Origin of the sequence: Burkholderia sp. 9777_1386 (genome assembly GCF_015712265.1) — a bacterium.
Taxonomy (GTDB): Bacteria; Pseudomonadota; Gammaproteobacteria; order Burkholderiales; family Burkholderiaceae; genus Burkholderia; species Burkholderia cenocepacia.
On the sequence record NZ_JACCQB010000138.1, the window covers coordinates 1 to 488 of the forward strand.

The window sequence follows — 488 nt, forward strand, 5'->3', positions numbered from 1 at the left end:
CAACCCGGATAGTTTCCACGTCCATCTCAAGACGCTTCCGCTATCCAAATTACTTACTTCTTCCAGATTGTTAAAGAACGACAGCCGATATCTGTTGATATCCTCTGACTGGCTCAATCGCCAATGACAAAAGTTCGACCAAGTCGAACGCTTGTCATTGAGGATTGGTGGAGGCAGACGGGATCGAACCGACGACCCCCTGCTTGCAAAGCAGGTGCTCTCCCAGCTGAGCTATGCCCCCATGTACAGATTTGCCTCAGGTGTGTTACCGCCAGACAATGGTGGGTCTGGTTGGATTCGAACCAACGACCCCCGCCTTATCAAGACGGTGCTCTAACCGACTGAGCTACAGACCCCTGAGTCTGTCTTTAATTTACAGCCGATAAGCGTGAGCGCTCAACTTCGCGAGATAGCTCTGGAAAGGAGGTGATCCAGCCGCACCTTCCGATACGGCTACCTTGTTACGACTTCACCCCAGTCATGAATCC

At 51.8% G+C, this 488-nt stretch carries 2 tRNA genes and 1 rRNA gene; all 3 read right to left on the reverse strand.

The annotated features are described in order from the left end of the window. Window positions 1–165: 165 nt before the first annotated feature. Window positions 166–241 (reverse strand) — tRNA-Ala (locus tag H0X91_RS34710). A gap of 38 nt (window positions 242–279) precedes the next feature. Continuing rightward, window positions 280–356, reverse strand: a tRNA-Ile gene (locus H0X91_RS34715). A gap of 63 nt (window positions 357–419) precedes the next feature. Beyond that, window positions 420–488, reverse strand: a 16S ribosomal RNA gene (locus H0X91_RS34720); the annotation flags it as partial.